The 26,073-nt window shown below is 65.1% G+C and carries 24 protein-coding genes and 1 tRNA gene; 19 read left to right on the top strand and 6 right to left on the bottom strand.

The window, feature by feature from the left end; genetic code table 11:
* Window positions 1-3: 3 nt before the first annotated feature.
* A complete protein-coding gene (locus V7R84_RS05905; protein ID WP_338573053.1) occupies window positions 4-1,080 on the bottom strand; it encodes a FecCD family ABC transporter permease in 1,077 nt (358 codons plus the stop codon).
* Window positions 1,077-2,135 (bottom strand): iron ABC transporter permease, encoded by a 1,059-nt coding sequence (locus V7R84_RS05900; protein WP_338573051.1) that lies wholly within the window; start codon window positions 2,133-2,135, stop codon window positions 1,077-1,079. Before V7R84_RS05900 ends, V7R84_RS05905 begins: the two co-directional genes overlap by 4 nt.
* Before the next feature lie 88 nt (window positions 2,136-2,223).
* On the opposite strand from V7R84_RS05900, the gene V7R84_RS05895 reads away from it, so the two are divergent.
* The 5 genes from V7R84_RS05895 (at window position 2,224) to V7R84_RS05875 (ending at window position 7,729) form a co-directional block, all read left to right on the top strand.
* Window positions 2,224-3,327 carry an iron-siderophore ABC transporter substrate-binding protein gene (locus V7R84_RS05895; RefSeq protein WP_338573049.1) on the top strand — a complete coding sequence of 368 codons (1,104 nt, stop codon included), beginning with the start codon at window positions 2,224-2,226 and terminating at the stop codon, window positions 3,325-3,327.
* Window positions 3,324-4,145, top strand: coding sequence for an ABC transporter ATP-binding protein (locus V7R84_RS05890; protein WP_412728090.1), 822 nt, complete (start codon window positions 3,324-3,326; stop codon window positions 4,143-4,145). Before V7R84_RS05895 ends, V7R84_RS05890 begins: the two co-directional genes overlap by 4 nt.
* A gap of 151 nt (window positions 4,146-4,296) precedes the next feature.
* A complete protein-coding gene (locus V7R84_RS05885) occupies window positions 4,297-5,895 on the top strand; it encodes a hypothetical protein (RefSeq protein ID WP_338573047.1) in 1,599 nt (532 codons plus the stop codon).
* An 85-nt stretch (window positions 5,896-5,980) separates the two neighbouring features.
* Window positions 5,981-7,144 carry an LLM class flavin-dependent oxidoreductase gene (locus V7R84_RS05880; protein WP_338573045.1) on the top strand — a complete coding sequence of 388 codons (1,164 nt, stop codon included), beginning with the start codon at window positions 5,981-5,983 and terminating at the stop codon, window positions 7,142-7,144.
* Window positions 7,145-7,231: 87 nt separating this feature from the next.
* Window positions 7,232-7,729, top strand: coding sequence for a CE1759 family FMN reductase (locus V7R84_RS05875; protein WP_338573043.1), 498 nt, complete (start codon window positions 7,232-7,234; stop codon window positions 7,727-7,729).
* A 186-nt stretch (window positions 7,730-7,915) separates the two neighbouring features.
* On the opposite strand, the gene V7R84_RS05870 is transcribed toward V7R84_RS05875, so the two are convergent.
* The 3 genes from V7R84_RS05870 to V7R84_RS05860 all read right to left on the bottom strand — a co-directional run bounded on the left by V7R84_RS05870 (window position 7,916) and on the right by V7R84_RS05860 (window position 10,782).
* Window positions 7,916-7,991: transfer RNA gene (locus V7R84_RS05870), tRNA-Arg, on the bottom strand.
* A gap of 73 nt (window positions 7,992-8,064) precedes the next feature.
* The gene (locus V7R84_RS05865; RefSeq protein WP_338573040.1) at window positions 8,065-9,471 is read right to left on the bottom strand and encodes an MFS transporter; all 1,407 of its coding nucleotides are present in this window, start codon (window positions 9,469-9,471) and stop codon (window positions 8,065-8,067) included.
* Window positions 9,472-9,483: 12 nt separating this feature from the next.
* On the bottom strand, window positions 9,484-10,782 hold the full coding sequence (locus V7R84_RS05860) for an MFS transporter (RefSeq protein WP_338573037.1): 1,299 nt from the start codon (window positions 10,780-10,782) through the stop codon (window positions 9,484-9,486).
* Between the two features lie 188 nt (window positions 10,783-10,970).
* Here V7R84_RS05860 and V7R84_RS05855 point away from each other — a divergent pair, with 188 nt between their 5' ends.
* The 11 genes from V7R84_RS05855 to V7R84_RS05805 are packed head-to-tail and all read left to right on the top strand — an operon-like array spanning window position 10,971 to window position 22,207.
* A complete protein-coding gene (locus tag V7R84_RS05855; RefSeq protein WP_338573034.1) occupies window positions 10,971-11,672 on the top strand; it encodes a helix-turn-helix transcriptional regulator in 702 nt (233 codons plus the stop codon).
* Window positions 11,669-15,373, top strand: a complete 3,705-nt coding sequence (locus V7R84_RS05850) for a nitrate reductase subunit alpha (protein ID WP_338573032.1) — start codon at window positions 11,669-11,671, stop codon at window positions 15,371-15,373. The genes V7R84_RS05855 and V7R84_RS05850 overlap by 4 nt, the downstream gene beginning before the upstream one ends.
* Before the next feature lie 21 nt (window positions 15,374-15,394).
* Window positions 15,395-16,984, top strand: coding sequence for a nitrate reductase subunit beta (narH, locus tag V7R84_RS05845; protein ID WP_338573029.1), 1,590 nt, complete (start codon window positions 15,395-15,397; stop codon window positions 16,982-16,984).
* Window positions 16,984-17,691 (top strand): nitrate reductase molybdenum cofactor assembly chaperone, encoded by a 708-nt coding sequence (narJ, locus tag V7R84_RS05840; RefSeq protein ID WP_338573027.1) that lies wholly within the window; start codon window positions 16,984-16,986, stop codon window positions 17,689-17,691. Before narH ends, narJ begins: the two co-directional genes overlap by 1 nt.
* Before the next feature lie 3 nt (window positions 17,692-17,694).
* Window positions 17,695-18,432 carry a respiratory nitrate reductase subunit gamma gene (gene narI, locus V7R84_RS05835; RefSeq protein WP_338573026.1) on the top strand — a complete coding sequence of 246 codons (738 nt, stop codon included), beginning with the start codon at window positions 17,695-17,697 and terminating at the stop codon, window positions 18,430-18,432.
* The gene (locus V7R84_RS05830) at window positions 18,429-18,683 is read left to right on the top strand and encodes a DUF6457 domain-containing protein (RefSeq protein WP_338573023.1); all 255 of its coding nucleotides are present in this window, start codon (window positions 18,429-18,431) and stop codon (window positions 18,681-18,683) included. The genes narI and V7R84_RS05830 overlap by 4 nt, the downstream gene beginning before the upstream one ends.
* Window positions 18,683-19,429 (top strand): HesA/MoeB/ThiF family protein, encoded by a 747-nt coding sequence (locus tag V7R84_RS05825; protein WP_338573020.1) that lies wholly within the window; start codon window positions 18,683-18,685, stop codon window positions 19,427-19,429. Before V7R84_RS05830 ends, V7R84_RS05825 begins: the two co-directional genes overlap by 1 nt.
* Window position 19,430: 1 nt before the next feature.
* Window positions 19,431-20,666, top strand: a complete 1,236-nt coding sequence (gene glp / locus V7R84_RS05820; RefSeq protein WP_338573019.1) for a gephyrin-like molybdotransferase Glp — start codon at window positions 19,431-19,433, stop codon at window positions 20,664-20,666.
* Window positions 20,663-21,133: a cyclic pyranopterin monophosphate synthase MoaC gene (moaC, locus tag V7R84_RS05815; RefSeq protein WP_338573018.1), complete on the top strand. Its 471-nt coding sequence runs from the start codon at window positions 20,663-20,665 to the stop codon at window positions 21,131-21,133. The genes glp and moaC overlap by 4 nt, the downstream gene beginning before the upstream one ends.
* Entirely contained in the window at window positions 21,126-21,971 is an 846-nt protein-coding gene (locus V7R84_RS05810) for an NTP transferase domain-containing protein (protein ID WP_338573017.1), read from the top strand. Before moaC ends, V7R84_RS05810 begins: the two co-directional genes overlap by 8 nt.
* Window positions 21,968-22,207 (top strand): MoaD/ThiS family protein, encoded by a 240-nt coding sequence (locus V7R84_RS05805; protein WP_338573016.1) that lies wholly within the window; start codon window positions 21,968-21,970, stop codon window positions 22,205-22,207. Before V7R84_RS05810 ends, V7R84_RS05805 begins: the two co-directional genes overlap by 4 nt.
* 1 nt (window position 22,208) lies before the next feature.
* Here the strand turns inward: V7R84_RS05805 and V7R84_RS05800 are convergent, their stop codons facing one another.
* Complete coding sequence (locus V7R84_RS05800; protein ID WP_338573014.1) at window positions 22,209-22,583, bottom strand: hypothetical protein; 375 nt, start codon at window positions 22,581-22,583, stop codon at window positions 22,209-22,211.
* 264 nt (window positions 22,584-22,847) lie between these two features.
* On the opposite strand from V7R84_RS05800, the gene V7R84_RS05795 reads away from it, so the two are divergent.
* From V7R84_RS05795 to V7R84_RS05785, 3 genes are read left to right on the top strand one after another with little or no spacing between them, the layout of a single operon-like run.
* Complete coding sequence (locus V7R84_RS05795; protein ID WP_338573011.1) at window positions 22,848-24,026, top strand: ABC transporter substrate-binding protein; 1,179 nt, start codon at window positions 22,848-22,850, stop codon at window positions 24,024-24,026.
* Window positions 24,023-25,198, top strand: a complete 1,176-nt coding sequence (locus V7R84_RS05790; protein ID WP_338573009.1) for an iron ABC transporter permease — start codon at window positions 24,023-24,025, stop codon at window positions 25,196-25,198. Before V7R84_RS05795 ends, V7R84_RS05790 begins: the two co-directional genes overlap by 4 nt.
* Before the next feature lie 30 nt (window positions 25,199-25,228).
* On the top strand, window positions 25,229-26,029 hold the full coding sequence (locus V7R84_RS05785) for an ABC transporter ATP-binding protein (RefSeq protein WP_061787845.1): 801 nt from the start codon (window positions 25,229-25,231) through the stop codon (window positions 26,027-26,029).
* The last annotated feature ends 44 nt before the right edge of the window (window positions 26,030-26,073 follow it).

The following is a 26,073-nucleotide window of genomic DNA, read 5'->3' as shown; positions in this document are numbered from 1 at the left end:
CTTTCACGTGCGATGCCGGCCCCCCATTCCCAGCAACCACATCAGGTAGAGCCCGCCGAGGGCCGAGCTGATTAGTCCGACGGGGATCTGGAAAGGACTGAGCAGCCTCCCCGCAGTGAAATCGGCCAGGACCAGCAGGGCCGCGCCCACCATGAACGTCGGCAGGAGATTGATCCCCGCCGAGCGCGACAACCGGCCCGCCAGCTGGGGAGCGGCCAGGGCCAGGAAACCGATCGGGCCGGCCGCGGCCACGCACACCGCTGCCAGGACCACGCCGTAGCCGATCATCACGGAGCGGGTCCGGCGAACCCTGAGACCGAGCCCCGAGGCCGCGTCGTCGCCCATCTCGAGGATCCTGCCGGGCCCGGCCAGCCACATCCCGACCGGGAGCAGCAGGATCGCAGTAACCAGCAGAGGGGTGACGGTTGCCCACGTGATGCCGTTGAGGCTGCCGTGCTGCCAGGTCTTGGCTGCCTCGGCCGACTCGATGTCGGTTGCTGCCAGCAGGTAGTCGTTGAGGGAGGCGAGCATCTGTCCCAGAGCGATACCGGTCAGCACGAGGGTGTCCCCACCGACCCCACGTCGCATGGTCAGCAGCACGACCACCGCTGCTGTGGCGGCGCCGCCTACGATCGCACCGGCTCCGGTGACCAGAGCACTGGAGGAGGCGAACACCAGGATGGCGAACAGGCCGCCCGTCGTCGCGCCCCGTGTGAAACCGACGATGTCGGGGCTGCCCAGCGGGTTGCGGGAGACGCTCTGGAAGATCGCGCCCGACATTCCGAGCATGCCGCTGATGACTACGGCCCCCGTCACCCGTGGTAGCCGCTGTTCGAGAACGATGAAGGGGGTCAGATCCTCACCCCTGCCCTGGAACACCTCCAGGAGCATGTCGAGGGATACCGGGTAGGTCCCCGTCGTCAGCGACGCCACCGAACCTAACAGGATGACCAGCAACGCGATACCGACCACCACCAGTGACCGCCAGTGCGTCAGGAAACTGAAACGCGACCGGTGTCCGAAGGAGATCCGACGATGGCCGGCTGGGGTGCCCAGGGTGCGAACCGATTCCGGAATCATGCTCTCCTCCTGTTCGTCCGGTTCGTCACGGCCAGCACCAGCAGTACGGGTGCGCCGATGAAAGCGGTCACGATCCCCGCCTCCAGCTCGGTGGGGCGGATCAGGAGCCGTCCCACTACGTCGGCCGCCAGCAGGAGCCCCGCACCCGCCGTGATCGACCACGCCAGCAGACGTTTTTGATCGGCCCCCACCAGCAGGCGGGCCACGTGGGGAATGACCAGACCGATGAAGGAGATCGGGCCGACGGCGGCCGTGGCCGCCCCGCACAGCAGGGTGATCGCGATGAACGCCCCGCCCCGCACCACCGCGATGTTCACCCCGAGTGCCGTGGCCTGTTCGTCCCCGAGAGCCAGCGCGTTGAGGCTGTGTGCGGATGCCAGGGCCAGCAACAGACCCACCACCAGGAACGGGGTTACCCAGAGCAGGACCTCCAGTTTCCGGTTCTCGAGTGACCCCACCACCCAGAAGCGGTAGGAGTCGAAGATCTTGCTGTTGTACATCGTGATGGTGCCGGTGATCGACGAGAGACTGGCGCCCAGCGCGACACCGGCCAGCACCAGACGGGCGGGTCCGGCGTCGGCGGAGCGCCGCGACATCATGTGGACGAGCACCGCGGCCGCCGCCGCGCCGGCGAACGCGAAGGGCAGGTATTGGTTCACGGATGTGAACCCGAGGCCTCCGATGGCTGCGACAACCGCTAGGGATGCTCCCGCGTTGACCCCGAGGATTCCGGGCTCCGCCAGGGGGTTGCGGGCGAGGGCCTGCATGACGACGCCCGCGACGGCCAGAGCTGCGCCCACCACGATCGCGAGGATGGTGCGGTGGATGCGCAGCTCCCACACCACCTTGCTGGCCACTGAGTTGTCGTGCGCCAGGAGTCCCTGCCAGACCTCTTGCGGGCTGAGAGTCCGCGATCCCAGGGCGAGACTCTCGGTGATCAGCACGAGGAGGATCAGGACTGCCAGCACGGGTGCCAGGGAGCGCAGGATCCCCGGGCGGATCGGGGACGGCAGTTCCGTGCGGGGGGACGTGGTCCGGTCAGCGGTGGGTCGCACGGTGTGCGGAGCCTTTTCGGGTCGAGGAGTGCGACGAGCTGCGAGATATGCTGGTCTTTGTCACGGTATTAAGGTTAGCCTTGCATTCATGAGCGCTTTCCGAGCCACGCGTCCCCAGCCTCCCACTGTTTCCCGCCGCACGATCCTGACAGGTGGGGCGGTTTCCGTCCTGGCTGTGCTCGCCGCCTGTTCATCCCCTTCCAGCTCCGGATCCCCGGAAGCCTCTCCTGCAGCTTCCGGTTCGGCGTCAGCGGGCTCCGGGTCCTCCAAAAGTCTCCCGAAGAGCACTGTCGTCCCCACCGAGCTGGACAGCGGAATGGGATCGGGGCAGGCCGACGGTGTCTTCCCGCGCACCGTCGTCCATCAACAGGGTGAGACGACGATCAACGCCGCCCCCGCCAAGGTGGTCGTCATCTCCACGGGACAGGCTGATGCCATGCTGGCCCTCGGCATGTGTCCGATGGGTTCCACCACTGCGTCCGGGGCTGAGGATCCTGTCGCCCAGTACTTGAAGGATGCCTACCCAGAGCAGGTCTCCGCCATCGAGGCCATCGCAAAGGTCGGGTCTCGCACCGAACCGGATATCGAGGCCATCGGAGCGCTCAAACCAGATTTGATCCTCACCAACAAAGCAGGCAAGGATGACGCCGACACCCTGTACAAGAACCTGACAGCCATCGCCCCCACCGTCGTGATGCGCGGTACCGGACAATTCTGGAAGATCGACTTCCTGTTGCTGGCCGATGCTCTCGGCAAACGGGAGGCGGCCCGCTCCTTGTTGGAGACGTTCAGGAAGGAATCCGCCGAGGCCGGATCCGCACTGACCACCGCCGGAACGATCTCGCTGCTGCGCAAGAACGGAGAGAAACTTCGCGTCTTCGGACCGGCATCATTCGCCGGATCCGTTGTCGCCGACATGGGGCTGCAACGCCCTGATACCCAGCAGTTCACCGACGGCGTTTCCCAGGAGCTTTCCTCCGAAACCCTTGACAAGGCCGATGGGGATTGGCTTTTCTACGGAGTCCAGGGAGATAAGGACGAGGAACTTACCGGACAGGCGCTCTGGGGATCGTTGAAGGCGGTGGGTGCCGGGCACGCAGTCAAGGTCGATGATGACCCGTTCTTCCTGAACGCCGGGCCCACTGCGGCACGCGTCGTCCGCGACCAGATCGTCAAGGCCATCCAGGGTTGAGCGGGAACGAAGCCCGGTTCTTCGTGCTGGAGGGCCGGGACCTCCATCTGGGATATGCCGGTGGCACCGATGTCGTGGCGGGCCTCGACGTCGCCATCGAAGCAGGATCGTTCACCGTGATCGTCGGGCCGAATGCCTGCGGCAAATCCACCCTGCTGAGGTCGCTGAGCAAGGTGCTGCCGCCGCGCTCGGGAACAGTCCTGCTCGATGGCAGGGAGATCTCCGGGATGCGCCCCAAGGCCTTCGCGCGGGAGGTCGGTTTTCTGGCGCAGTCCTCGATAGCTCCCGAGGGCATCACCGTCCACGAACTGGTCAGCCGTGGCCGGTACCCGTATCAGAGTGTGTTGCACCAGTGGTCCGATGAGGATGACGAGCAGGTCAGCGTCGCCATGGAACGTACCAACATCAGTGCGCTGGCCACTCGGCGCGTCGCCGAGCTGTCCGGTGGCCAGCGGCAACGGGTCTGGATCGCGATGGCCTTGGCACAGCAGACGCGTGTGCTGCTTCTCGACGAGCCCACCACATTCCTGGATCTGGCCCACCAGGTGGAGGTGCTGGAGCTGTGTCGGGAGCTCAACCAAGTGCTCGGCACCACCGTGGTGGCTGTGCTGCACGACCTCAATCAGGCATGCCGCTATGCGGACCGGATCATCGCCATGCGTGACGGTCAGATCCTGACACAGGGAAAACCCTCTGATGTGATGACCGCGGAGACGGTGGAGCAGGTGTTCGGCCTCAAGGTGTCGGTGACTTCTGACCCGGTGACGGGAACGCCGCTGGTGCTCCCGGCTCCGCCCAGGGCACACGACGCCGGATAGCGAGTATTTCCGAAAGATCGCATGACTGTTTGAAAACGAAAAATGACCCTGATGGCTTGTAGTCTCTGCCCCAACCGATGAGCACCGGGAAGAGGGCCTCGCAATGGAGCACGTGGAAGCATCCGAAAAACCACGGAATCAAGAAGCCGAAGTGAACAAAGGGTTTTTCAGGCGGCGTTCCGGGTGGCTCATCCTCGCCGTGATAACTGCTCTCATCGTCGCCGGAGGGGCGGTGATACCAAGTTTGCTGAACCGTGCGGCACCGGAACCCGAGGGGTCCTCTTCCGCGCCACTGGCACTCCCGACCTTCACGCCTCTCCAAGACCCCGGAACCAGTTTTGTGAATGGAGCAAAGAAGCTGTGGGAACTCGACCTCGTTGCAGCTTTCCCCGATTTCAGGGAACCACGCATCTGCTACGACTGGTCGAAAACGCCGCAACACGATGGAAACACCTTGCGGGGCGGCCCCTTGGACGATGGTCCTTTGGTGATCGGTGATGTCTGGGTGGTCTGGGTGGTCAACAACAGGAGTTGTGACGACACCAAGCTCGACGCGAATGGCAGCAGACTTGCAGGTGTATCAGCAGCGACCGGAGAAGTGGTGTGGAGCCTCGACGCTGATGCACAATGGAGCTGCGACGTGCTTCCCTCCGCTCCCAAGATTATCTGCATCGATCTTGCGGGAACGGTCTTCACTCTGGACGAGACGGGAACCCGGAGTGACCTGATCGCTCTTCCCCAGGAGAGCGCAGGTAAGGACAGCAACTCGGCGGGACGGGGACGAGTGGTTTCCTGGGCCGACGGGGTGGTCGTCGCGATTCCCGGTGGGGAAGGGGACAGCGCCCACCTGCTCGGACTCGACGGTACGGGTGGTGAGGTCTGGCGGGAAGAGCTTCCTGGGGGATACGGCCTCGGCTGGGAAGTCAGATACCTCGGGGTGACCGGTGATGTATTCACGATCTGGGAGTATTCGGACGATGCCGGGACCACGAGAAAAGAACCCATCGAGAAGTTGCGCTCAGCGAGGAATGGGGAAGTGCTGGCGACCAGCGAGAATCCCGTCATGTCTCCTTATCCTCTCCACATTGGTCCCCGGACTCTGGACGGCAGGAGCAACCCGAGCCTGACCGAGGCGGGTGAAGGAAATTTCGAGATCGTCGACACGTCGAAGACCGATTACGAGTACGTGTCGTGGCCCAATGGCGTCGGAATCTTGACCCGTGCAGGAGAAGAAGGCGCTGCCGGCGCGGAAGGACATTGGAGGGAAAAACGAAGCATCTTGCTGTGTAATGGGCAGAATGCCAGCAGCTGTCGTTCGGTTCCAGGTCTTGAAGGGATCCGTGGGGAAGCGTACGGGGTGCATTGGCCCCGGCTGGTCAACGTGGATGGCAAGGCGCATGTGATGGCCTTGCCCAAGAACGAGGAGGAGACCTCGAATCTCAGCTACACAGTTGCTCCTGTGGATGTCAGCCACGAAACATCGAAAGGCGAACTCGGATTCACCGTCGGTGATGAAGAGGCGATGGGGGTATCCGACGGTTTCAATTCCATCGTCGTTGGCAAGACTTCCTCGGATGGGATCCGCGCCCAGTATGTCGGCTCCGGTGACATGTTCGACATCTCGGTGGGAGACGGTGGCGACTGGTATCCGGTGCCCCGCATGCCGGGGAATCGAATACTTCTGGGCAGGAGCGAGAAGGTCGGCGAGGTCAGGGGAGAAACCCACCTGGCTGCGTGGGGGCCAGCCTGAGCGACCACGTCGTCGTGGGGCAGGAATAAACCAACCGCCAGTTTGGTTTACTGTTCAATCATTTTGACCTGTCCGAGGAGACGACATGCAGTTCGGAATCTTCAGCGTCGGTGACGTGACCACCGACCCCACCACCGGGCGCACCCCCACCGAGCACGAGCGCATCAAGGGCACCGTCGAGATCGCGAGGCTTGCCGACGAGGTGGGACTCGACGTGTTCGCTGTCGGGCAACACCACAACCCGCCCTTCGTCGCCAGCTCGCCCACCACCACCCTGGCGTGGGTTGGCGCGCAGACGAAGAACATCATCCTGTCCACGGCCACCACCCTGATCACCACCACCGATCCGGTCCGGCTGGCCGAAGACTACGGGACGCTGCAGCACCTCACTGACGGTCGCATGGACTTGATGCTGGGACGCGGCAACACCGGACCGGTCTACCCGTGGTTCGGCAAGGATATCCGAGACGGCATCGACCTCAGCATCGAGAACTATGCGCTGCTGCGCCGCCTGTGGGATGAGGAGGTCGTGACCTGGGAGGGTCGCTTCCGCACCCCGCTGCACGCCTTCACTGCCACCCCGCGGCCCCTCGACGGGGTGCCGCCGTTCGTGTGGCATGGTTCTATTCGCAGCCCCGAGATTGCGGAACAGGCCGCCTACTACGGTGACGGGTTCTTCAGTAACCACATCTTCTGGGGGCCCTCCCACACCAAGCGCATGGTGGAGCTGTACCGGCGGCGTTTCGCCCATTACGGGCATGGTGCCCCGGAGCAGGCGATCGTTGGGCTCGGCGGGCAGGTGTTCATGCGCCGCAACTCGCAGGACGCCGTCAACGAGTTCCGGCCCTACTTCGACAACGCCCCCGTCTACGGGGGTGGCCCGTCGTTGGAGGACTTCATGGCCCAGACTCCACTGACCGTCGGCAGCCCCGAGCAGGTCATCGAACGCACCCTCGGATTCCGCGACTACGTCGGCGACTACCAGCGTCAGCTGTTTCTCATGGATCACGCTGGACTGCCGCTCAAGACGGTCCTGGAGCAGGTGGAGCTGTTGGGCACCGAGGTGGTTCCGGTGTTGCGCCGCGAGTTCGCGGCCAGGCGGGCCCCGGGCGTTCCGGATGCCCCCGCCCACACGGCCCGGCGCGCTGCCCTCGGAACCGGCGAGCCCGCCGAGGGCAGGGCTGCCGTCGACAGGTGGACCGGTACCCGGGCCGAGGAGGACAATGTTGGAGCGGTGGGCAGGCTGTGAACAGGATCGTGATAGTTCACGCAGGGTTGAGGACCCCGTCCAGCACGAAACTGCTGACTGACGGATTCGCGGCCGCCATGCCGGAGGATGACGTGCGGGTCGTGGCCCTGCGGGGATCACGCCCATGCCATCGTCGACGCGATGCTGACGGGCCTCGTCTCTGACGCGCTCGCCGACGTGATCGGGACCGTAACCGGGGCCGATGCCCTGGTGGCGGTTACGCCCACCTTCTCCGCATCTTTCTCGGGGTTGTTCAAGAGTTTCTTCGACATTCTCGAACCGGGAGTCCTGAAGGGTATGTCGGTGCTGCTGGCAGCCACCGGCGGCACCGTCCGGCATTCCCTGATGATCGACTACGCCCTGCGTCCGCTGTTCTCCTACCTCGGGGCCCGGACTGTGCGAACCGGGGTCTTTGCCGCCACCGAGGACTTCGGCGGCCCCGGAGCAGCTGAGCTCCAGCGGCGCATCGAGGACGCGGTGGGGGAGTTGCGGTCTTGCCTGACCGGTCCGCAACGTCAGCGACCCGCCGACGAATTCGAGCAGGTCACTCCCTTCGAGCAGCTGCTCAATCGCGGAAAACAGTAGACCAGGTCCAAGCCGGTTGAACCAGCACGTGAGCGTTAGCGAGCGGCTGTGTCGAAACCATCTGGCGGTCGGATGGTGAACTCGGCCGCAGGTTCCTGGGTGTGTGGGTTGGTTTTGACTCGATCTTTTCTGTAGCGCTTGCAGGTCGGCTCAAACGGCTTTGGGGAGCATTCGTAAACCTCATCGTGGCGACCCCGGTTGGATTCGAACCAACGACACCCGCTTTAGGAGAGCGGTGCTCTATCCCCTGAGCTACGGGGCCAACTGTCGCAGCCTACCTCATCTGGTGGTGAACCCGCGCGATGCTGTTCACGCGGGTTCACCACCCAGGTTGCTCAGCTGGGCTTTGGAGCACCCTTGCGGGCGTAGCGCTGCCACGTGATGATCACGCCACCGATGGCGAAGGCCACGCCGAGGAAGTAGAACGCGACGGCACCGAGGGTGGAGTGCAGGGCGACGCCGAGGGTCAGGGCGACGCCGAACATGAAGGGCCCGAAGGCAGCGGTGGCCGCCGTCCAGCCGATCACGCCGCCGGCCTGGCGAGGCTCGAAGATCATCGGCATCTGCTTGAACGTCGAGGCGTTCCCGATTCCGGAGAACAGGAAGATTGCCAGCATGCCCCACAGGTAGATCGTGAAGCCTCGGTTGACGGAGTCGGTCGAGGACAGGTCGGGGACGAGCCCCAGTGTGGTGAAGGCGATCGAGATGGCCATGCCGATTCCGGAGATCAGCGTCCAGATCGCGCCTCCCATCTTGTCGGTGAGGGGGGCGAACAGCACGCGGGCGCCCGCGCCGACGAGGGGGCCGAGGAAGGCATACGCGGCCGGGTCGGGGATCGAGTAGCCGGGCAGCGCGCCGGCTTCGATCGCGGCCACCAGGGCCGGGTTGCCGAGACCGTACAGGTTCTTCATCAGCAGTCCGAACAGCGCAGACAGGCCCGAGAAGGTGCCGAAGGTCATGATGTACAGGTACGTCATCCACCAGGTGTCGGGGTTGCTGAAGATGTCGAACTGCTGCTTGATGTTGGCCTTGATCGGAACCGACTTGAGCAGTATCCATGCCAGGACGGCACAGATCAGGGTCAGCGGGATCCAGATGAACGCCGAGTTCTGGTACCAGACGGAGCGGGTCGCGCCGTTGAGCTGCTCGGTCTGGGCAGCCCCCAACCATCCCACCATCGCGAAGCCGATCAGCCAAGGTGTCAGGAGCTGGACCAGCGACACCCCGAAGTTACCGATACCGGCCTGCAGGCCGAGTGCCGTCCCCTGCAGCCGCTTGGGGAAGAAGTATGAGGTGGATGGCATGAAGCCCGAGAAGGCTCCGCCGCCGATCCCCGCGATGAAGGCCAGCAGCATGAACACCCAGTAGGGCGTGCTGAGGTCCTGCACCGCGAATCCCCAGCCCACCAGGGGAAGCACCATCAGCAGCGAGGTCACGGTGACCAGCTTCCGGGTTCCCATGATGGGCGGCAGGATCATCCAGACCAGGCGCAGGATGCCTGCCGACAGGCCCACCATGGAGGTCATCCAGTACAGCTGGGCGTTGTCGAACTGGAAGCCGATGGTGGTGAGTTTCGGGATGATGGCGCTCGGCAGGAACCATGAGGCGAACGCCATGGTCAGCGAGAACGTCGTGATGGTCAGGGTGGTCCAGGCGATCTTCGAGTCCCACTTCGACTCGTCCTGGGGATCCCAGTCTTCGAGCCATTCTGTGGAGCGTGGCTTCTCGGCTGGTGTGCTCATTGGTCTTCCTTCCTACGCTGGCTGGGCGCTGTCGGGCACGTCGACGAGATCCTGCTCGGGATTCTCCCGCTTCATGCGGGAGATCACGAGATGCATCCAGATCAGCGTAAGGCCTGTCAGGACAGTCAGAACGATGAAGGGGGTAGATGTCAGCCCTGTGAACTTCTCGATGTAGGCGAACATCGGCGGCAGGAAGAAGCCACCCAGGCCGCCCAGCATGCCGACGAGCCCCCCGACGGAGCCCACGTGGCGGGGGAAATAGGTGGGGATGTGCTTGTAGACCCCGGCCTTGCCGATGCCCATGGTGCAGCCGATCAGGAATATCAGCGTCACCACCAGCCACAGCGGTAGGCCGTAGGCGTTGCCCTGTGCGTCGACCCCGCTGGGGATGCACAAGACGGTGAAAAGAGCGCCGATCGGAACGAAGGTCGCGTACATGGCGGCGCGGGCACCCCACCGGTCGGAGACCCAGCCTCCCAGCGGTCGCAGCAGCGATGCGGGGAAGATGAAGGTGGTGGTCAGGAGGGCGGCGGTGCCGAGATCGACCCTGAACACGTCCTGGTAGTAGGTGGGCAGGATTGCCGAGTAGGCCACGTAGGCCCCGAAGACGATCACATAGTAGAGGCTGAAGCGCCACACCCGGATGTCCTGGAGCGGTGTCAGCATTTCGGAAATCTTGGCGCTCGCTCCCGGTGTGCGATCCGGGAAGGGGGTGATGAACCACTGGAGGATCCCGACCGTGATCAGCAGGATCGCGTACACGATGGGAATGAGCCGCCAACCGCCGGGGAGGAAGCCGAGCACGGCGCTGCCCGCGGTTGCCGTGATGATGCCGGGGCCGATGATCTTGGTGACGGAGGCGCCGACGTTGCCCGCACCGAAAACGCCGAGGGCAAAACCCTTGTGCTGAGGGGAGTACCAGGCCGAGTTCCACGCGACACCGGCCGAGAACGAGTTGCCGACGATGCCGACGCAGAAGGCCAGGATCAGCAGCATCGCGTAGTTGTCGGCGAAGGAAACTGCCAGTGAGGCAACCGCCCCGAAGGCCATCATCACGGTGAAGACGATCTTGCCGCCGAAGCGGTCCGCGAGGATGCCCGCGGGCAGGCGCCACATGGAACCGTTGAGGACCGCGACGGCGCTGATCCAGCTCAGCTGCACGGAGTCCAGGCCGAACTCCTTCTGGATGGGTTTGCCGAGGATCCCGAACATCAGCCACACGGCGAACATCAGGGTGAACGAGATGCTGGACATCGTGAGGACGCGCACGGCGCCCGGATCCTCGCGATGTCTGGTTGTGTCGGCGCTCACGGCGCTCCCTCCATGGGGGTGGTCCCTTTAAATTGCTGGCAGGAGCCTATGTGTGGCTGTAGTATCACGTCAACAAACGAGCCTGAGAAAGCCCACGCGGCAGGGATTTAAAGCAAGAAATTCATTGCTAAATTCTTGTTTCGGGCTGGCCGGGGCTTCCCTTTTTATTCTGAACCAGGAGGACGCGGGTGACCGTCGCGAGGCAGCTGACCGGGGGTGTGCAAAGCGCATCCGCGCAGGATTCTGCCCTCGACCTCCTCGCGCGCCATCCCGAGGGTCTGACGGTTGCTGAGGTCGCCGAGCATCTCCGGCTGCATATCACGACCGTCCGGGTGCACCTCAACCGGCTCGTCGCCGAGGAACGGCTCCTGCAGCGCGACGAACGAGTGGGGGTCGGACGGCCCCGGCGCCGCTACTTCCCGGTGCCTCGCGCCGTCCCTTCGGTCGCCATCCAGGACGATTACCAGCTGCTTGCCGAGGTGCTTGCCGAGGTGCTGGACGTCGAGAGCGCCAAGGCCGAAGACGTGCTGAGGGAGTGGGCGATGCGCACCCTGGATGCCGGTTTCCTGGGAGTGCCCGCGCCGTCCGAGGTCGGCTGGCAGGACAAGGTCGAGGTCGTGATCGGACTGTTGAGGTCCTGGGGATATGACCCCCGGATGACGCTGACCGGGCCGTCTCGTCTGGCCGCGGAATTGAATGGTTGCCCACTCCGCGGGGCCGCTTTCTCGTCCCCCGAGGCCGTGTGTGGTGCGCATCGGGGGCTCATCCGCGGCCTTCTGGGGGCGCTTGGGGAACCTGACACGGACGTTGAACTTGAACCAGATTTCTCGGGCGGACCCTGCTGCCTGAGGCTCAGCCGGGAAACCGGACACGAAGGAGAGAAGCAATGACCAACACGTACGAGGTGGGCATGGACGGTCCGCTCACGGATCTGCTGGTTGACACCGGTCGGTTCTTCACGCGAGGTGAGGTCTCCCGTGACGGACGTACCGTCCACAAGAAGGGCGGTCGCAGCGACTCCTTCTACCGGGATCGCTGGGCCTACGACAAGGTGGTCCGCTCCACCCACGGGGTGAACTGCACCGGCTCGTGTTCCTGGAAGGTCTACGTCAAGGACGGGATCATCACCTGGGAGGCGCAGCAGACCGACTACCCCTCCGTCGGTTCCGACCGGCCCGAGTACGAACCCCGCGGTTGCCCGCGCGGCGCGTCGTTCTCCTGGTACACCTACTCTCCGACCCGGGTGCGCTACCCCTACATTCGCGGCGTCCTGCTGGAAATGTACCGAGCGGCCAAGGCCCAGTACGGCGACCCCGTGCTGGCATGGGCCTCCATCGTTCAGGACGAGGAGAAATCGCGCACCTACAAACGGGCCCGCGGCAAGGGCGGTTTCGTCAGGGCGAACTGGGACGAGGCCGTCGAGATGGTGGCCGCCGCCCACACCTACATCATCAAACGCTGGGGTCCTGACCGGATCGCTGGCTTCTCGCCGATCCCGGCCATGTCGATGGTCTCCCACGCATCCGGTGCCCGGTATCACAGCCTCATTGGCGGCTGCATGCTGTCCTTCTACGACTGGTATGCCGACCTGCCGCCCGCCTCGCCACAGGTCTACGGCGACCAGACCGACGTGCGTGAATCCGGCGACTGGTGGGATGCCGGCTACCTGATGTTGTGGGGTTCGAACGTGCCCCTGACACGTACGCCCGACGCCCACTGGATGACCGAGGCCCGCTACCGCGGCCAGAAGGTCGTGGTCATGTCGCCCGATTACTCGGAGGCCACCAAGTTTGCCGACGAGTGGGTTCCGGTCGCGCCCGGCACCGACGCGGCCCTCGGCATGGCGATGGGGCACGTGGTGCTCAAGGAGTTTTTCGCCGACCGGCGGGTGCCGTTCTTCGACGAATACAACCGCACCTACAACGACTCCCCGTTCCTGATCACCCTCGACGAACACGCCCCCGGTGTGTACCGGCCGGGCAAGAACCTCGTCGCGGGCGATGTCGGCGGGGATCTGGCCGAGCAGGCCAATGCCATGTTCAAGCCGCTCGTGTGGGACGAGAACGCCGACCGGGTCGCCAGCCCCAATGGCACTCTCGGGCATCGTTTCGGCGACGCCGATGCGGGCAGGTGGAACCTGGTCCTGGGCGACATCAAACCGGCCCTGACCATGATGGACACTCCCGGGCACGAGATGGTCGAGGTGGAGCTGCCCTGCTTCGCAAACGACGCCGAGGAGCCCTTCGGGTTGCGCCGCGGGGTGCCGGTGCGCAGAGTCGGGGAACGGCTGGTCACCACCGTCCTCGACTTGCTGCTGGCCCAGTACGGCGTGGCCCGCCCGGGCCTGCCCGGCGCCTGGCCGAAGGATTACGACGATGTCGAAGGCATCTACACCCCCGCGTGGCAGGAGACCATCACCAACGTTCCCGCCGCACAGGTCATCCGAGTTGCCCGCGAGTTCGCGCAGAACGCGATCGACACCAATGGGCGCTCCATGATCATCATGGGGGCTGGCGCCAACCACTGGTACCACGCCGACGTGATCTACCGGACCATGCTGACGCTGATCCAGTTCTGCGGTTGCGAAGGGCGCAACGGGGGTGGCTGGGCCCACTACGTCGGTCAGGAGAAGGCCCGCCCCATCACGGGATGGGCCACCATGGCCTTCGCGCTGGACTGGCATCGCCCTGCCCGGCAGATGATCCACACCGGCTATTGGTACATCCACACCGACCAGTACCGCTATGACACCTTTGACGCTGATGCTCTTTCTGCTAAGAAGTTCGGCAACGGTCTGTTCGACAAGAAGGTCACCTCCGATCTGTATGTGCAGTCCGCGAAACTGGGTTGGATGCCGTTCTTCCCGCAGTTCGAGAAGAGCCCCCTCGCCCTGGCAGACGAGGCTGCCGCCGCTGGGCAGGAGGCCCCCGACTACATCGTCGACCAGCTCAAACAGGGCAGGCTGAAGTTCGCGGTCGAGGACCCGGACAACCCTGAGAACTTCCCCAGGGCCCTGACGCTGTGGCGCTCCAACCTGATCGGCAACACCGCCAAGGGCGATGAGTACTTCCTGAAGCACCTGCTCGGCACCGACCACGCCGTCACCGCCGCCGAGGCGGAAGGGGAGATGCGTCCCACGGACATGGTCTGGCGGGAGCAGGCGCCCGAGGGCAAGCTCGATTTGCTGTTGACGCTGGACTTCCGCATGACCAGCTCGACGTTGATGTCGGATGTGCTGCTGCCCGCGGCCACGTGGTACGAGAAGCACGACATCAACACCACCGACATGCACCCGTTCATCCACCCGTTCACCCCTGCCATCAATCCGCCCTGGCAGGCGAAGACGGACTGGGAGACGTTCCAGCTGATCGCCGACAAGCTCTCCGAACTGGCAGAGGACCACCTGGGTGTACGCAAGGACGTGATGGCCACCCCGCTGATGCACGACTCACCGGACGCGATGGCCACGCCGCACGGTGCGGTCAGGGACTGGAGCAAGGGCGAGGTGGATCCGATCCCGGCGATCACCATGCCGCGCCTGACCGTCATCGAACGCGACTACACCGCGATCGGGGCGAAATACGGCACCGTTGGTCCGCTGCTCGACAAGCTCGGCACCGCCCAGAAAGGCCTCGTCACTGACGTCACGTCGGCCATCGAATACCTCAAGGGTAAGAACGGCACCCGCCGTGGCGGCCCCGCCGACGGCCGTCCGCAGCTGGACAATGGGATCGACGTCGCCGAGGCGATCATGTCGCTGGCCGGCACCACCAATGGGCACCTGGCCACCCAGGGGTTCAAGACCCTGGAGAAACGGACCGGCGTGCAGCTGCACGACCTGGCGGCCGAGCACGAGGGCAAGCACATCACCTTCCAGGACATCGTCGCCCAGCCGCAGCCGGTGATCACCTCACCCGAATGGTCAGGCTCGGAGTCGGGAGGCCGTCGCTACGCCCCGTTCACCATCAACGTCGAACGCATGAAGCCGTGGCACACGCTCACCGGGCGCATGCACTTCTACCTCGACCACGACTGGATGATCGCGCTTGGAGAGCAGCTGCCCACCTATCGCGGCCCCCTCAACATGACCCGACTGTTCGGGGAATCACCCCTCGGCGAGGTCAACGAGCTAGGGGTCTCGGTGCGCTACCTGACTCCCCACTTCAAGTGGGCCATTCACTCGCAGTACCAGGACAACTGGTTCATGCAGACGCTCTCCCGTGGAGGTCAGCAGATCTGGATCAGCCCGCAGGACGCGGCCAAGGTCGGGATCGAGGACAACGACTGGGTCGAGCTGGTCAACCGCAATGGCGTCGTCAGCTGCCGCGCGATCGTGTCGCACCGCATGCCCGAGGGCACCGTGTACATGTACCACGCTCAAGACCGCCTCATCGAGGTTCCTCTCACCGAGCGCGACGGTCGCCGTGGCGGCATCCACAACTCGATGACCCGCATCATGGTCAAGCCGACCCACATCGCCGGTGGCTACGGACAGATCGCCTTCGCGTTCAACTACTACGGACCTACGGGTAACAACCGTGACGAGGTCACGATGATCCGCAAGCGTTCGCAGGACGTTACCTACTTCTGAGCCGGAAAGGACCTAATCAACATGCGAATCATGGCCCAGATGGCGATGGTGATGAATCTCGACAAGTGCATCGGCTGCCATACCTGCTCGGTCACCTGCAAGCAGGCCTGGACGAACCGCTCCGGCACTGAGTACGTGTGGTTCAACAACGTGGAGACCCGCCCGGGTCTCGGCTACCCCCGGGAATACGAGAACCAGGAGAAATGGCAGGGCGGCTGGGAGGTCACCAAGCGCGGCAGGCTGCGCCTCAAGGGTGGTGGTCGGTTCCACAAACTGCTCAACATCTTCGGCAACCCGAAGATGCCCGAGATCGACGACTACTACGAGCCGTGGACCTACGACTACCAGAACCTGCTGAACGCCCCGGCGGGACAGAAACACTTCCCGGTGGCCACGGCCCACTCACTGATCACCGGCGAGAAGATGACCCCGAAGTGGGGTCCAAACTGGGACGATGACCTGGGTGGCATGGTCGAGTACGGGCACAAGGACCCGATGCTCAAGGGCATCGAGGACAAGGTGAAGTTCGAGTTCGAACAGACCTTCATGTTCTATCTGCCGCGCATCTGTGAACACTGCCTCAACCCGGCGTGCGCTGCCTCCTGTCCTTCGGGCGCGATCTACAAACGTGCCGAGGACGGCATCGTCCTGGTGGACCAGGACCGCTGCCGCGGCTGGCGCATGTGTATCTCCGGCTGCCCCTACAAGAAGGTCTACTTCAACCACAACACCGGCAAGGCCGAGAAGTGCACCTTCTGCTACCCGCGCGTGGAGCTGGGGATCCCCACGGTCTGCGCGGAGACCTGCGTCGGACGGCTGCGCTACATCGGGTTGATGCTCTACGACGCCGACGCGGTGCTCGTGGCCGCTGCCGAACGCGACGAACACAAGCTGTACGAGAAACAGCTCACGGTCTTCCTCGACCCGGAGGATCCCGACATTCGCGCCGAAGCGGAACGTCAAGGCATTCCGCACGACTGGATCGAGGCGGCCCGGCGTTCCCCAGTGAAGAAACTCATCATGGACCACCGGGTGGCGCTTCCCCTGCACCCGGAGTACCGCACCATGCCGATGGTGTGGTACATCCCGCCGCTGTCGCCCATCGTCGACTCCGTCGCATCCACCGGATATGACGCAGAAAACGTCGACAACCTGTTCGGGGCCATTGATGTGCTGCGCATCCCCATGGAGTACCTAGCCAATCTGTTCACGGCAGGCAACGTCGCTCCGGTGCGCGCCGCCTTGGAGAAAATGGCCGCGATGCGCTCCTACATGCGCGACATCAACCTTGGAGGGGTTGGCAACGAGGAGATCGCCGCCAAGGTCGGCATGACCGGTCAGGAGATTCAGGACATGTTCCGGCTGCTCGCGATCGCCAAGTACGACGAGCGCTACGTCATCCCGCCGTCGCACAAGGAACAGGCCCACAGCCTGGAGTCGATCTCCACTGAATGCCCTGTCGGTGAAGGTGGCACGGCCCCCGGTGGTGGTCCTGTGGCCGTGACGATCGGCAGCTACTCGGCTGCGAAGGCACGGCGGGAGGCCACCCAGGGGCAGGGCACCTTCCTCGACTGGGATGGTCACGGCATGCCGACCTCGGGGGTGAAGTGATGAGGCGTTGGCTGCCCGGCATCGGACGTCGGGCCCCGAACGTCCCGGCCCGGGAGCTGCCCGACGACCAGCTGCGCGTGACATGGCAGGCCGTCTCTCTGCTGCTGGAATACCCCACGGTGAAGCTGTTCCGGAACCTGACGCGGCTTCGGGGCGTGGTCGGGAAGCTACCCGCCACAGTGGGGGAGCCGCTGATCGGGGTGATCGACCACCTCGAACAGCAGGGCCTGGAGGCGTCCCGGAGGGCCTATGTCGAAACCTTTGACTACACCCGTAAGTGCGCCCTGCACCTGACCTACTACGCCCACGGTGATAGCCGGAAGCGAGGGGTTGCGCTGGTGCAGTTCAAACAGGCCTACCGCCGCGCCGGAATGGAGGTCAGTGACGATGAACTGCCCGACCACCTGTCAGTGGTCCTGGAATTCGGGGCCCTTGGTGACCTGGATGTCGCCTGGGACCTGATCAACCGGCACCGCGCCGGGGTGGAGCTGCTCGCGATGGCCCTGGAGCACCGGAAATCTCCCTGGTACGGGGCGCTGGCCGCCCTGCGCGCCACCCTGCCCGCCGTTGACGGTGAGCAGGCCGAAACCGTCGCGAAACTGCTCCGCGACGGTCCCGAGACCGAGGGCGTGGGGCTGGAGCCCTACGGCATCGATCCGTTCCTGAACCCCCGTCCCGACGAAGACGCTGAACTGCTGGGAGTCTGATCCATGAACACTCTGCTCTGGGGGGTTTTCCCCTACATCGCGATGGCGGTCTTCGTCGTCGGCATGATCTGGCGATACCGTTTCAGCCAGTTCTCCTGGACCACCCGCAGCTCTCAGATCCACGAGTCACGGATGCTGCGTATCGGTGCTCCGCTGTTCCACTTCGGCCTGCTGTTCGCCTTCGGTGGGCATCTCATGGGGGTGGTCATCCCGAAGGCCTGGACCGATGCGCTCGGTATCGATCAGGAGACCTACCACATCGTCGCGGTGGTGGGCGGTTGGATCTCCGGGATCATGATCGCCGTCGGGTATCTGATCCTCATCATCCGGCGCATCGCAGTGCCCGCGGTGCGGAAGGCCACCACCATCGGGGATGTCGTGATGTACGTGGTGCTGACCGCCATCCTCGTCACCGGAGCGTGGAACACGCTGACCACCACCTTCGACCACCACTACAACTACCGGCAGGGGGTGAGTCCCTGGTTCCGCAGCATCTTCACCTTCCAACCAGACATCGAGCTGATGGTGAACTCGCCGTTCTCCTTCCAGGCGCACGCCTTCCTGGCATTTCTGATCCTGCTGATCTGGCCGTTCACCCGGCTGGTGCACGCCTTCAGCATTCCGGTGGGATACGTGACCCGGCCCTACGTGGTCTACCGCTCTGCCGGGAAGAAACCGGTCCGGAACACCAATGTGCCCGCCGGGCTGTGGGACAAACCGAAACTGAAGGAGCAAGCGTGAGCGGTCGGGAACCCATTGACGAGACCGCTTGGGCCGCCTGGGTGGAACACGTGGCCGAGGCTCTGGAGGTCGACGCATCTAGGGTCTCCCCGCGGGCCGTTCACGACCTGACGGGCCAGGTCGCGGCACGCTACCAGCGCCCCATGGCCCCGGTCTCCGCCTACCTGTGGGGGCTGGCGATCGCCACCCACCGGGACCGCGATCCCGGGGAACTGGCCCGGGTCATTCTCGACGCGCTCCCGGAGGGCTGATGCAGCCGGTCATCGCCGTCCCCGAGCTCCTCACCGAAGCCGAACGCGACCGCTACCAGCGGACCATGGCCATCGAAGGTTTCGGGGAGGAGGCCCAGGGCAGGCTCAAGGCCGCGACGGTGTGCTGCATCGGTGCGGGAGGTCTCGGTGGTCCCGTGCTGCAATACCTGGCCGCCTCCGGGGTGGGTCGGCTGATCGTCGTCGACGACGACGTCGTGGAGGAACGTAACCTGCAACGCCAGACCCTCTACGGCACCACCACCCTGGGGACCTCTAAGGCCGACGCCGCCGCCGCGCGACTGGTGGACCTCAACCCCATGGTCGAAGTGATTCCCGTGTCCCTGCGGGTCGCGCAGGACACGGCGGAGACGGTCCTCGCCGGCTGCGACGTGGTGGTGGATGCGGTGGACAACCTGCCCACCCGCCTGGCCGTGGCCGGGGCCTGCCAGCGCCTCGATCTGCCGCTGGTCTTCGGTGCCGTCCAGGCCGTCAACGGGCAGGTCACGGTGCTGTGGGAACGTCACGGACTGGCCCTGTCGGATCTGTTCCCCGACCCCCCGCTGAGCTGCCCGACGGCCGCGGAGGTTGGGGTGCTGGGTCCCATGACCGGTTGGGTGGGTTCGGTGATGGCCACCGAGGTGGTCAAACTGCTCACCGGGGTCGGGGAACCGCTGCTGGGGCGTGTGATGTACATCGACACCCTCCGGGCGAGGGTGGTGGAACTGCCACTTGCCGGGAGGAGCTGACGTGCGCGACAGATTGAGCATCGAGGAGTACCGGGACGAGCTGCTCCGGCTCGTGGCGCGGATCACGGATGTCGAGGCCGTGTCCCTGGACCGGGCGGACGGACGGACGTTGGCGAGGCCGGTGACCGCGGCCACGGCTGTGCCGGTGTTCGCGAACTCTGCCATGGACGGTTTCGCGGTCCACGAGACCGACCGGTACCGGGGCGCCGAACTGAGCGTGGTCGGGACGGTCGCCGCGGGGTCACCTGCGGATCCGGCGATAAGTCGTGGCGAGTGCGTGCGGATCATGACGGGCGCGCCTCTGCCGTCACAGGCCGATGCGGTAGTGCCCGTCGAATTGACTGAGGAATCCGGAGGGATTGTCCGGATCGTCGAGGAACCGGGCGCCAAGAACCACGTCAGGGCGGTGGGGGAGGATTTTCCCGCCGGCGCCGAGGTGCTGCCCGCTGGGCTGCGGCTGGGGCCGCGGGCCCTCGGCGCAGCAGCCGCCTGCGGGCGGGGGGAGGTGACGGTGGTGCGGCGACCCCGCGTCGCCGTCATCGCGACGGGCGATGAGCTGCGCCCCGCAGGTGCGGTACTGGCCCGGGGTCAGATCTACGAGTCGAACGGCACCTTCATGGCTGGGCAGCTGAGCAGGATGGGCGCTGAGGTGGTCGCGTCCCCGGTTCTGCCCGACGAGCCGGGGAGTTTCGCCGCAGGGCTGGATGCCGCGGCGTCAGGGGCGGATCTGGTGGTGCTGAGCGGCGGGGTTTCCGTCGGCGACCACGACGTGGTGCGGCAGGTGTTGAGCGGGGAGGTCGGTTCCTCCGCTGCTGTGAGGTCCCGTTTCGTCCACGTCGTCATGCAACCCGGAAAGCCGCAAGGCTGGGCGCTGTGGCGGGCGGGGGAGCGAGAGGTGCCGCTGGTGGCGTTGCCCGGCAATCCGCTGTCCACGATGGTCAGCTGCGAACTGTTCGTGGAGCCGCTGATCGACGCGATGCTGGGTCGCGAACCACGACCCTGGCTGCGGGCCGTCGTCGGATCTCCCTGGCCCGCCCCGAGGGGTCGTCGTCAGGTGGTGCCGGTCGTCGTTTCATCCGACGAGTCGGGGCGCATGGTCGTGGTGCCCGCCCACGAGGGAGTCTCGGCCTCTCACCTGGTCTCGGCCGCCGCCCGGGCGGATGGCTTGGCCCTGCTCGACGAACCGACGGACAACGTCCGGCCCGGCGATCTCGTCTCCTTCCGGAGGTACCTGTGAAGTTCACCCATCTCGATTCCGCCGGCCAGGCCCGCATGGTCGACGTCACCGACAAGCAACCGACGAAACGCGCCGCCACCGCCTCCGCGACGGTGGTCTGTGACCCGGAGATCCTGCGGCGCATCGCATCCGGGGAGATGCCGAAGGGCGACGTGCTCGCGGTGGCGCGGATCGCCGGGATCGCGGCGGCGAAACGAACCCCGGAACTGCTGCCGCTGGCCCACGTGATCGGGGTGCACGGCGCCACGGTTGACCTGACCCTCAGTCCGGAGAGCATCGAGGTGGTCGCCACGGTGCGCACCGCCGACCGCACCGGCGTCGAGATGGAGGCCCTCACCGCTGCATCCGTTGCCGCGCTGGCGCTGATCGACATGGTCAAGGGCCTCGACAGGAACGCCCACATCCGCGAGGTGAAGCTGCTCGCCAAGGAGGGCGGCCGGTCGGGTAGCTGGCGGCGCGATGCCTGAGTTCGATGCGATCATCCTGGCGGGTGGCCGCGGTTCGCGGCTCGGTGGGGTGTCCAAGGCCGACCTGGTCGTCGGCGGCAGGCGACTGCTCGACGTGGTGCTCGAAGCGGTCAGGCGCGCCCGCACGACGGTGGTGGTCGGTCCGGTGGCGGTGCCCGACGGGGTCTTGGTCACCGTCGAGGACCCGCCGGGAACCGGGCCGGCCGCCGGGATCGTCGCCGGCCTGGACGCCGTCGGGGAACCCGCGGAATGGACGGTGGCGCTGGCCTGCGACCTGCCCGGCGTGCAGGCGGCCGTGCCCAGGCTGCTCGCCGCGACCACGCGGGACGACGACCTGGACGGCTACTGCCTGGCCTCGGCTGAGGGAAACCCGCAGTGGCTGCTGGGAATCCACCGCACCACACGGCTGCGGGCGGCGGCCCGAGCCTACGGCGACCCACGGAACCGGTCGGTTCGCGGGCTGCTGGCGGGCATGCGGCTGGGGCTGCTGCTCGATGCCGGCGACGACGGGCGTGACGTGGACACATGGGCGGATCACGCCCACTGGAGCGAGTTCTGGAGGGACAAGATGAGTCAGGACGAAACCGGCTGGCAGGAGTTCGTGGATCGGGCCTGCGCGGCCCTGGATATCGACCCGGGGCGCGTGGACATTCACGGAGTACTGGAACTCAGCCGCGAGATCGCTCACGCGGGAGCACGCCCCATGGCTCCCGTGAGCGCGCACCTGTGGGGGTTGGCGGCAGGGGCCGCTCCGGGACGCGACCTCGACTACCTGCGCCGGGTGGTGGAGGACGCCGCCACCTCGGCGCCCCTGCCGCCGGAGAAGGAGAAGAAATGATCCTCGTTCGCCTGTTCGCGGCCGTGGAGGCCGCCGCCGGGACCGATACCGAGGAGGTGGAGGCCGCCACCCTCGGTGAGCTGAAGGCCATCCTCGTGGCCCGTCACGGTGAGGGGTTCGAGGCGGTGCTGGGGCGTTGTTCCATGCTGGTCGACGGCAGGGCGGGCCTGCCGGACGACCACGACCTGACCGGGGCGCGGGGGGTCGACGTCCTACCGCCCTTCGCCGGGGGCTGAATCAGCGCCCCGGAAGTTCTCGCAGCAACTCCTCCGGAACGGGGAACGGAAGGGTGTGGAAGGTCTGGTCGGAATTGATGTCGTTGAAGTCATCCTCTTTGACGCGCACGAAATCCGGGGTGGCCTCGGCGATGTAGACCTTCGATGTGCCCGAGTCGGTCACGAGTTCGTAGGGGGCGGCCAGGTAGCGGATGCCGAGCTCGTCGAGGGTCTCCTCCGCTTCGAGCCAATCGACTGTTTCGCTGCGTTCCCGACCGAGCAGGTCGATGGCGACGAAACCCTCGCCGCGGGGTGCGATCCAGCCGATGGGCTCGCGATTCGCCCCGCCGATGTGCGTGATCCACTCCTCGGACACGGCCTTCCTCGTCTTCTCCACTCCTAGATTTTAAAGGCTCTGCGGGCAAGGTCCGGTCGCAGTGACGGAGCGAGACGCCACTAGTGACATGCAACACGGGTGGAGGTCGCTGCCACACAAAGCCTCGTCTCGCATAGTGCAATTCCAAAGTTGCGTAATCCCGCGACCTACCTTTAGGGTTGCCTAGCTTTATCTTTGAGGTGACGCGGAAAGCGTCCCGGGTAGTTCGATCTGACCAACACCACCACACACAATCGCGCCGCCGTGGCGGCAGGAGGCATGAACATGAAACGCAGGACTTTTCTGACAGGGGCCGCAGGAGCGTTGGGAGTGGCTACCGTTTCGGCGTGTAGCAACGGAAATCAACCGGCCGCGCCCTCCGCTTCAGGATCAGCCGGCGGCGCATTGACCATCACCGATGTCGCGGATCGTACCGTCACCCTGGAAGCCGCTCCTTCCAAGATCATCCTGGGGGAGTCCCGGCATGCCTACTCGTTGCTCTTCCTCCAGCGCGACAACCTCATGGACAAGGTTGTGGCCTGGGGAACCGACCTTCAGAGCGCTGCCCCCGACATCTACGATCGAGTGGTGAAGGTGCAGCCCAAGGCGGCAGAGCTGCCCACCATCGGCAACGTCGCCAAGGGAGACCTGAGCGTAGAGAACCTCCTCGAGCACAACCCCGACCTGTTCCTCATGACCCTGGAACAGTACGAGGCTGCCAAACAGGCCGGGTTTGACGCAAAGCTGGATTCCGCCAAGGTCCCCTATCTGGTGACCGATTTCCGCAAGAAACCGGTGGAGAACACCCACATCAGCGTCCGGCTGCTGGGTCAGGTCTTTGGCGTCTCCGACAAGGCGGAAGAGTTCCTCACCTATTACGACTCCCTGGTCAACCCGGTTCTGGAGGCGGCCAAGGCCAAGGCCGAGGCTGATCGCCCCAGCGTCTTCGTGTGGCGTTCCCCCGGCATTTCTGAACCCGGTCGCACCTTCGGGGAATCCAACTTCGGGCAGATCGTTACCGCCAGCGGCGGCAACAACCTCGGCACCACACTGATTGATGGGGATGCAGGCACCGTCACGGCTGAGCAGCTGATCGCATCCCAGCCGGACATCATCATCGCCACGGGTGGCGACTGGGAAAAGCAGAACGTGAGTGATAAGACGGTCATCAAGTACGTCAAGCTCGGCTACAACGCTACCTCCGAGGAAACGAACCAGACCCTGGGACAGTTGTCCGGTGAGACCGGTTACAGCGAACTGAAGGCGTTCAGTGACAAGCAGGTCTACGCCATCTATCACCAGTTCTACGATGCTCCGTACAACTTCCTCGCCTATGTCGCCTTCGCCGAGTGGCAGGGGATCAAGGTCGACGGGTTGCCCAAGGTGGACGCCGCCTGGAGTGACTTCCACGACAAGTTCATGCCCTTCAAGGCCGAGGGTATCTTCGCCGCCAAGCTGTCATGACCGACACCGAGGTAGCCGAGACCATCTCGGAGAGCACAACCGCCCCAGTGGAGATTGCGATGCCGGAGAGCGGTTCCCGAGAGGATGTGCTCGCTGAGTTCTGGCGGATCAAGACTAAACGCATGCTGATCCTCGTCGGCATTCTTGCGGCTGTGGTGGTCATGTTTGTGATCGCCATGCTGGTGGGGCCGCTTGGCCTCAGTGCTGTGGACATCGCCAACACCTATCTCAGAGGGATCGCGGAGGGGCTGCAGCAGCTGGGGATCGATGCTGGATGGGCGGTAGAAGTGTCTGGGCGGACCCGAACCGTCGTGATGGATCTGCGTACCCCGCCCGCTCTCATGGCTGTGGTGGCCGGTGCTGCGCTGGCCCTCGCCGGTGCACAGATGCAGACCATTCTCGACAACCCCCTGGCAGAGCCCTACACCCTGGGCGTCTCTGCCGCTGCGGGGTGTGGTGCGGCCATCGTGATCGCCACCGGGATCAGTTTTCCCTTCTTCTCCGAGGCCTCCGTGCCGATCGGTGCCGCGGCGTTGGCTCTGGTCGCCAGCGGGGTGATCGCACTGGTGTCGCGGCTGCGGCGTTCGGGTCGCGAGACCATCATCCTGCTGGGCATTGCCCTGGTCTTCGGGTTCCAGGCGGTGTTGATGCTGATCCAGTACCGGGCCTCCCAGGAATCCCTCCAGCGGATGGTGTTTTGGACCATGGGGTCGCTGGAGCGTGCCACCTGGTTCTCCATCACCATGGTGCTGATCACCCTGGTGGCCGTCATTCCGCTGTTCTGGATCAATCAGTGGAAACTCACCGCGCTCTCGCTTGGTGAGGCTCGAGCCCGGGCGATGGGCGTGAAGGTGGACAACGTCCGCATGTGGACCCTGCTGGGGGCCTCCTTGATCGCGGCGCTCACCGTCAGCTCCGTCGGGATCATCGGTTTCGTGGGCCTGGTCGGCCCCCACGTGGCCCGCATCCTGGTGGGGGAGGACCAGCGGCTCTTCGTGCCGACGGCAATGGCCTGCGGCGCTCTGGTGCTCACCAGCGCCCATGCGGTGGCCCAGATCGTGGTGCCGGGTGTGGTGCTCCCGGTCGGTATCCTCACGGCCCTCGTCGGTGTCCCGGTGTTCGTGCTGATCATCCTGGGCAGGCGGCGCACCACCTCCGCCATCTCCAACTAGACCACGCTCACGAGAAGAGGTTCGGAACTCATGCTCAACCTTGAATCCATCAGCGTGAGCTATGGAAAACACGCGGTGCTCTCCGGTCTCGACCTGACCATCAAGGAGGGCGTCGTCGCGGGGCTGCTCGGCCCCAACGGCTGCGGGAAGTCGACGCTGGTCCGTTCCATCGCGGGCGCCCAGCACTGCCACGGGTCGGTCAGCTACGGGAAACGCAGCGGCCGCGCCCTGCAGGACGTCACCGGGTACATGCCCCAGGAGATCCCGGGGCACATCGCTCTGACCGCCATGGAATCGGTGCTGGTCTCGGCCCAACGCGGCGGCTCGGCGTGGCGGGTCCCGAAAAAAGACGTGGAACGCGCCTACGCCGCCCTCGAGGCGCTGGGCATCGGCAGGCTTGCCAACACCTATCTGGGGGAGTGCTCGGGAGGTCAACGGCAGCTCATCTCCCTGGCGCAGACCCTCGTACACGGGCCCGAACTCGTGTTGCTCGACGAACCGACCAGCGCCCTGGACCTGAAACACCAGGTCCGGGTGTTGCGCAGCGTCCGCAAACACGTCCATGGCTCCGAGGCCACGGTCGCCGAGAAACGGAACGGAAAGGACACGGAGGCGGGGGAGCCGTCCTCCCGGCTGGCCCTGGTGGTCCTGCACGACATCAACCTGGCCACCCGCTTCTGTGACGAGGTGATGCTGATGGCCGCCGGCGAAGTGGTGGCCCAGGGAACCCCACACGAGGTCTGCACCTCGGAGAACCTGAGCCGGGTCTACGACACGGAGGTGGCGGTGAACACGGACGAGGAAGGGGTGCTCACAGTCGTGGCCCGGTAGTGGCTCGCCTCGTTTTCTCCGGAAGCTCTTTCAAGAAGCTTGGC

Origin of the sequence: Arachnia propionica (genome assembly GCF_037055325.1) — a bacterium.
Lineage (GTDB): Bacteria > Actinomycetota > Actinomycetes > Propionibacteriales > Propionibacteriaceae > Arachnia.
Note: the sequence above shows the minus strand (reverse complement) of the source record. Positions and strands in the feature narration are given on the sequence as shown.

Excerpts from the sequence above, each read along its gene's own strand:
- V7R84_RS05905 (WP_338573053.1), bottom strand. The coding sequence starts at position 1,080 with ATGATTCCGGAATCGGTTCGCACCCTGGGCACCCCAGCCGGCCATCGT.
- V7R84_RS05895 (WP_338573049.1), top strand. The coding sequence starts at position 2,224 with ATGAGCGCTTTCCGAGCCACGCGTCCCCAGCCTCCCACTGTTTCCCGC.
- V7R84_RS05880 (WP_338573045.1), top strand. The coding sequence starts at position 5,981 with ATGCAGTTCGGAATCTTCAGCGTCGGTGACGTGACCACCGACCCCACC.
- V7R84_RS05875 (WP_338573043.1), top strand. The coding sequence starts at position 7,232 with ATGACGTGCGGGTCGTGGCCCTGCGGGGATCACGCCCATGCCATCGTC.
- V7R84_RS05865 (WP_338573040.1), bottom strand. The coding sequence starts at position 9,471 with ATGAGCACACCAGCCGAGAAGCCACGCTCCACAGAATGGCTCGAAGAC.
- V7R84_RS05850 (WP_338573032.1), top strand. The coding sequence starts at position 11,669 with ATGACCAACACGTACGAGGTGGGCATGGACGGTCCGCTCACGGATCTG.
- narH (WP_338573029.1), top strand. The coding sequence starts at position 15,395 with ATGCGAATCATGGCCCAGATGGCGATGGTGATGAATCTCGACAAGTGC.
- narJ (WP_338573027.1), top strand. The coding sequence starts at position 16,984 with ATGAGGCGTTGGCTGCCCGGCATCGGACGTCGGGCCCCGAACGTCCCG.
- narI (WP_338573026.1), top strand. The coding sequence starts at position 17,695 with ATGAACACTCTGCTCTGGGGGGTTTTCCCCTACATCGCGATGGCGGTC.
- V7R84_RS05825 (WP_338573020.1), top strand. The coding sequence starts at position 18,683 with ATGCAGCCGGTCATCGCCGTCCCCGAGCTCCTCACCGAAGCCGAACGC.
- V7R84_RS05810 (WP_338573017.1), top strand. The coding sequence starts at position 21,126 with ATGCCTGAGTTCGATGCGATCATCCTGGCGGGTGGCCGCGGTTCGCGG.
- V7R84_RS05805 (WP_338573016.1), top strand. The coding sequence starts at position 21,968 with ATGATCCTCGTTCGCCTGTTCGCGGCCGTGGAGGCCGCCGCCGGGACC.
- V7R84_RS05795 (WP_338573011.1), top strand. The coding sequence starts at position 22,848 with ATGAAACGCAGGACTTTTCTGACAGGGGCCGCAGGAGCGTTGGGAGTG.
- V7R84_RS05790 (WP_338573009.1), top strand. The coding sequence starts at position 24,023 with ATGACCGACACCGAGGTAGCCGAGACCATCTCGGAGAGCACAACCGCC.
- V7R84_RS05785 (WP_061787845.1), top strand. The coding sequence starts at position 25,229 with ATGCTCAACCTTGAATCCATCAGCGTGAGCTATGGAAAACACGCGGTG.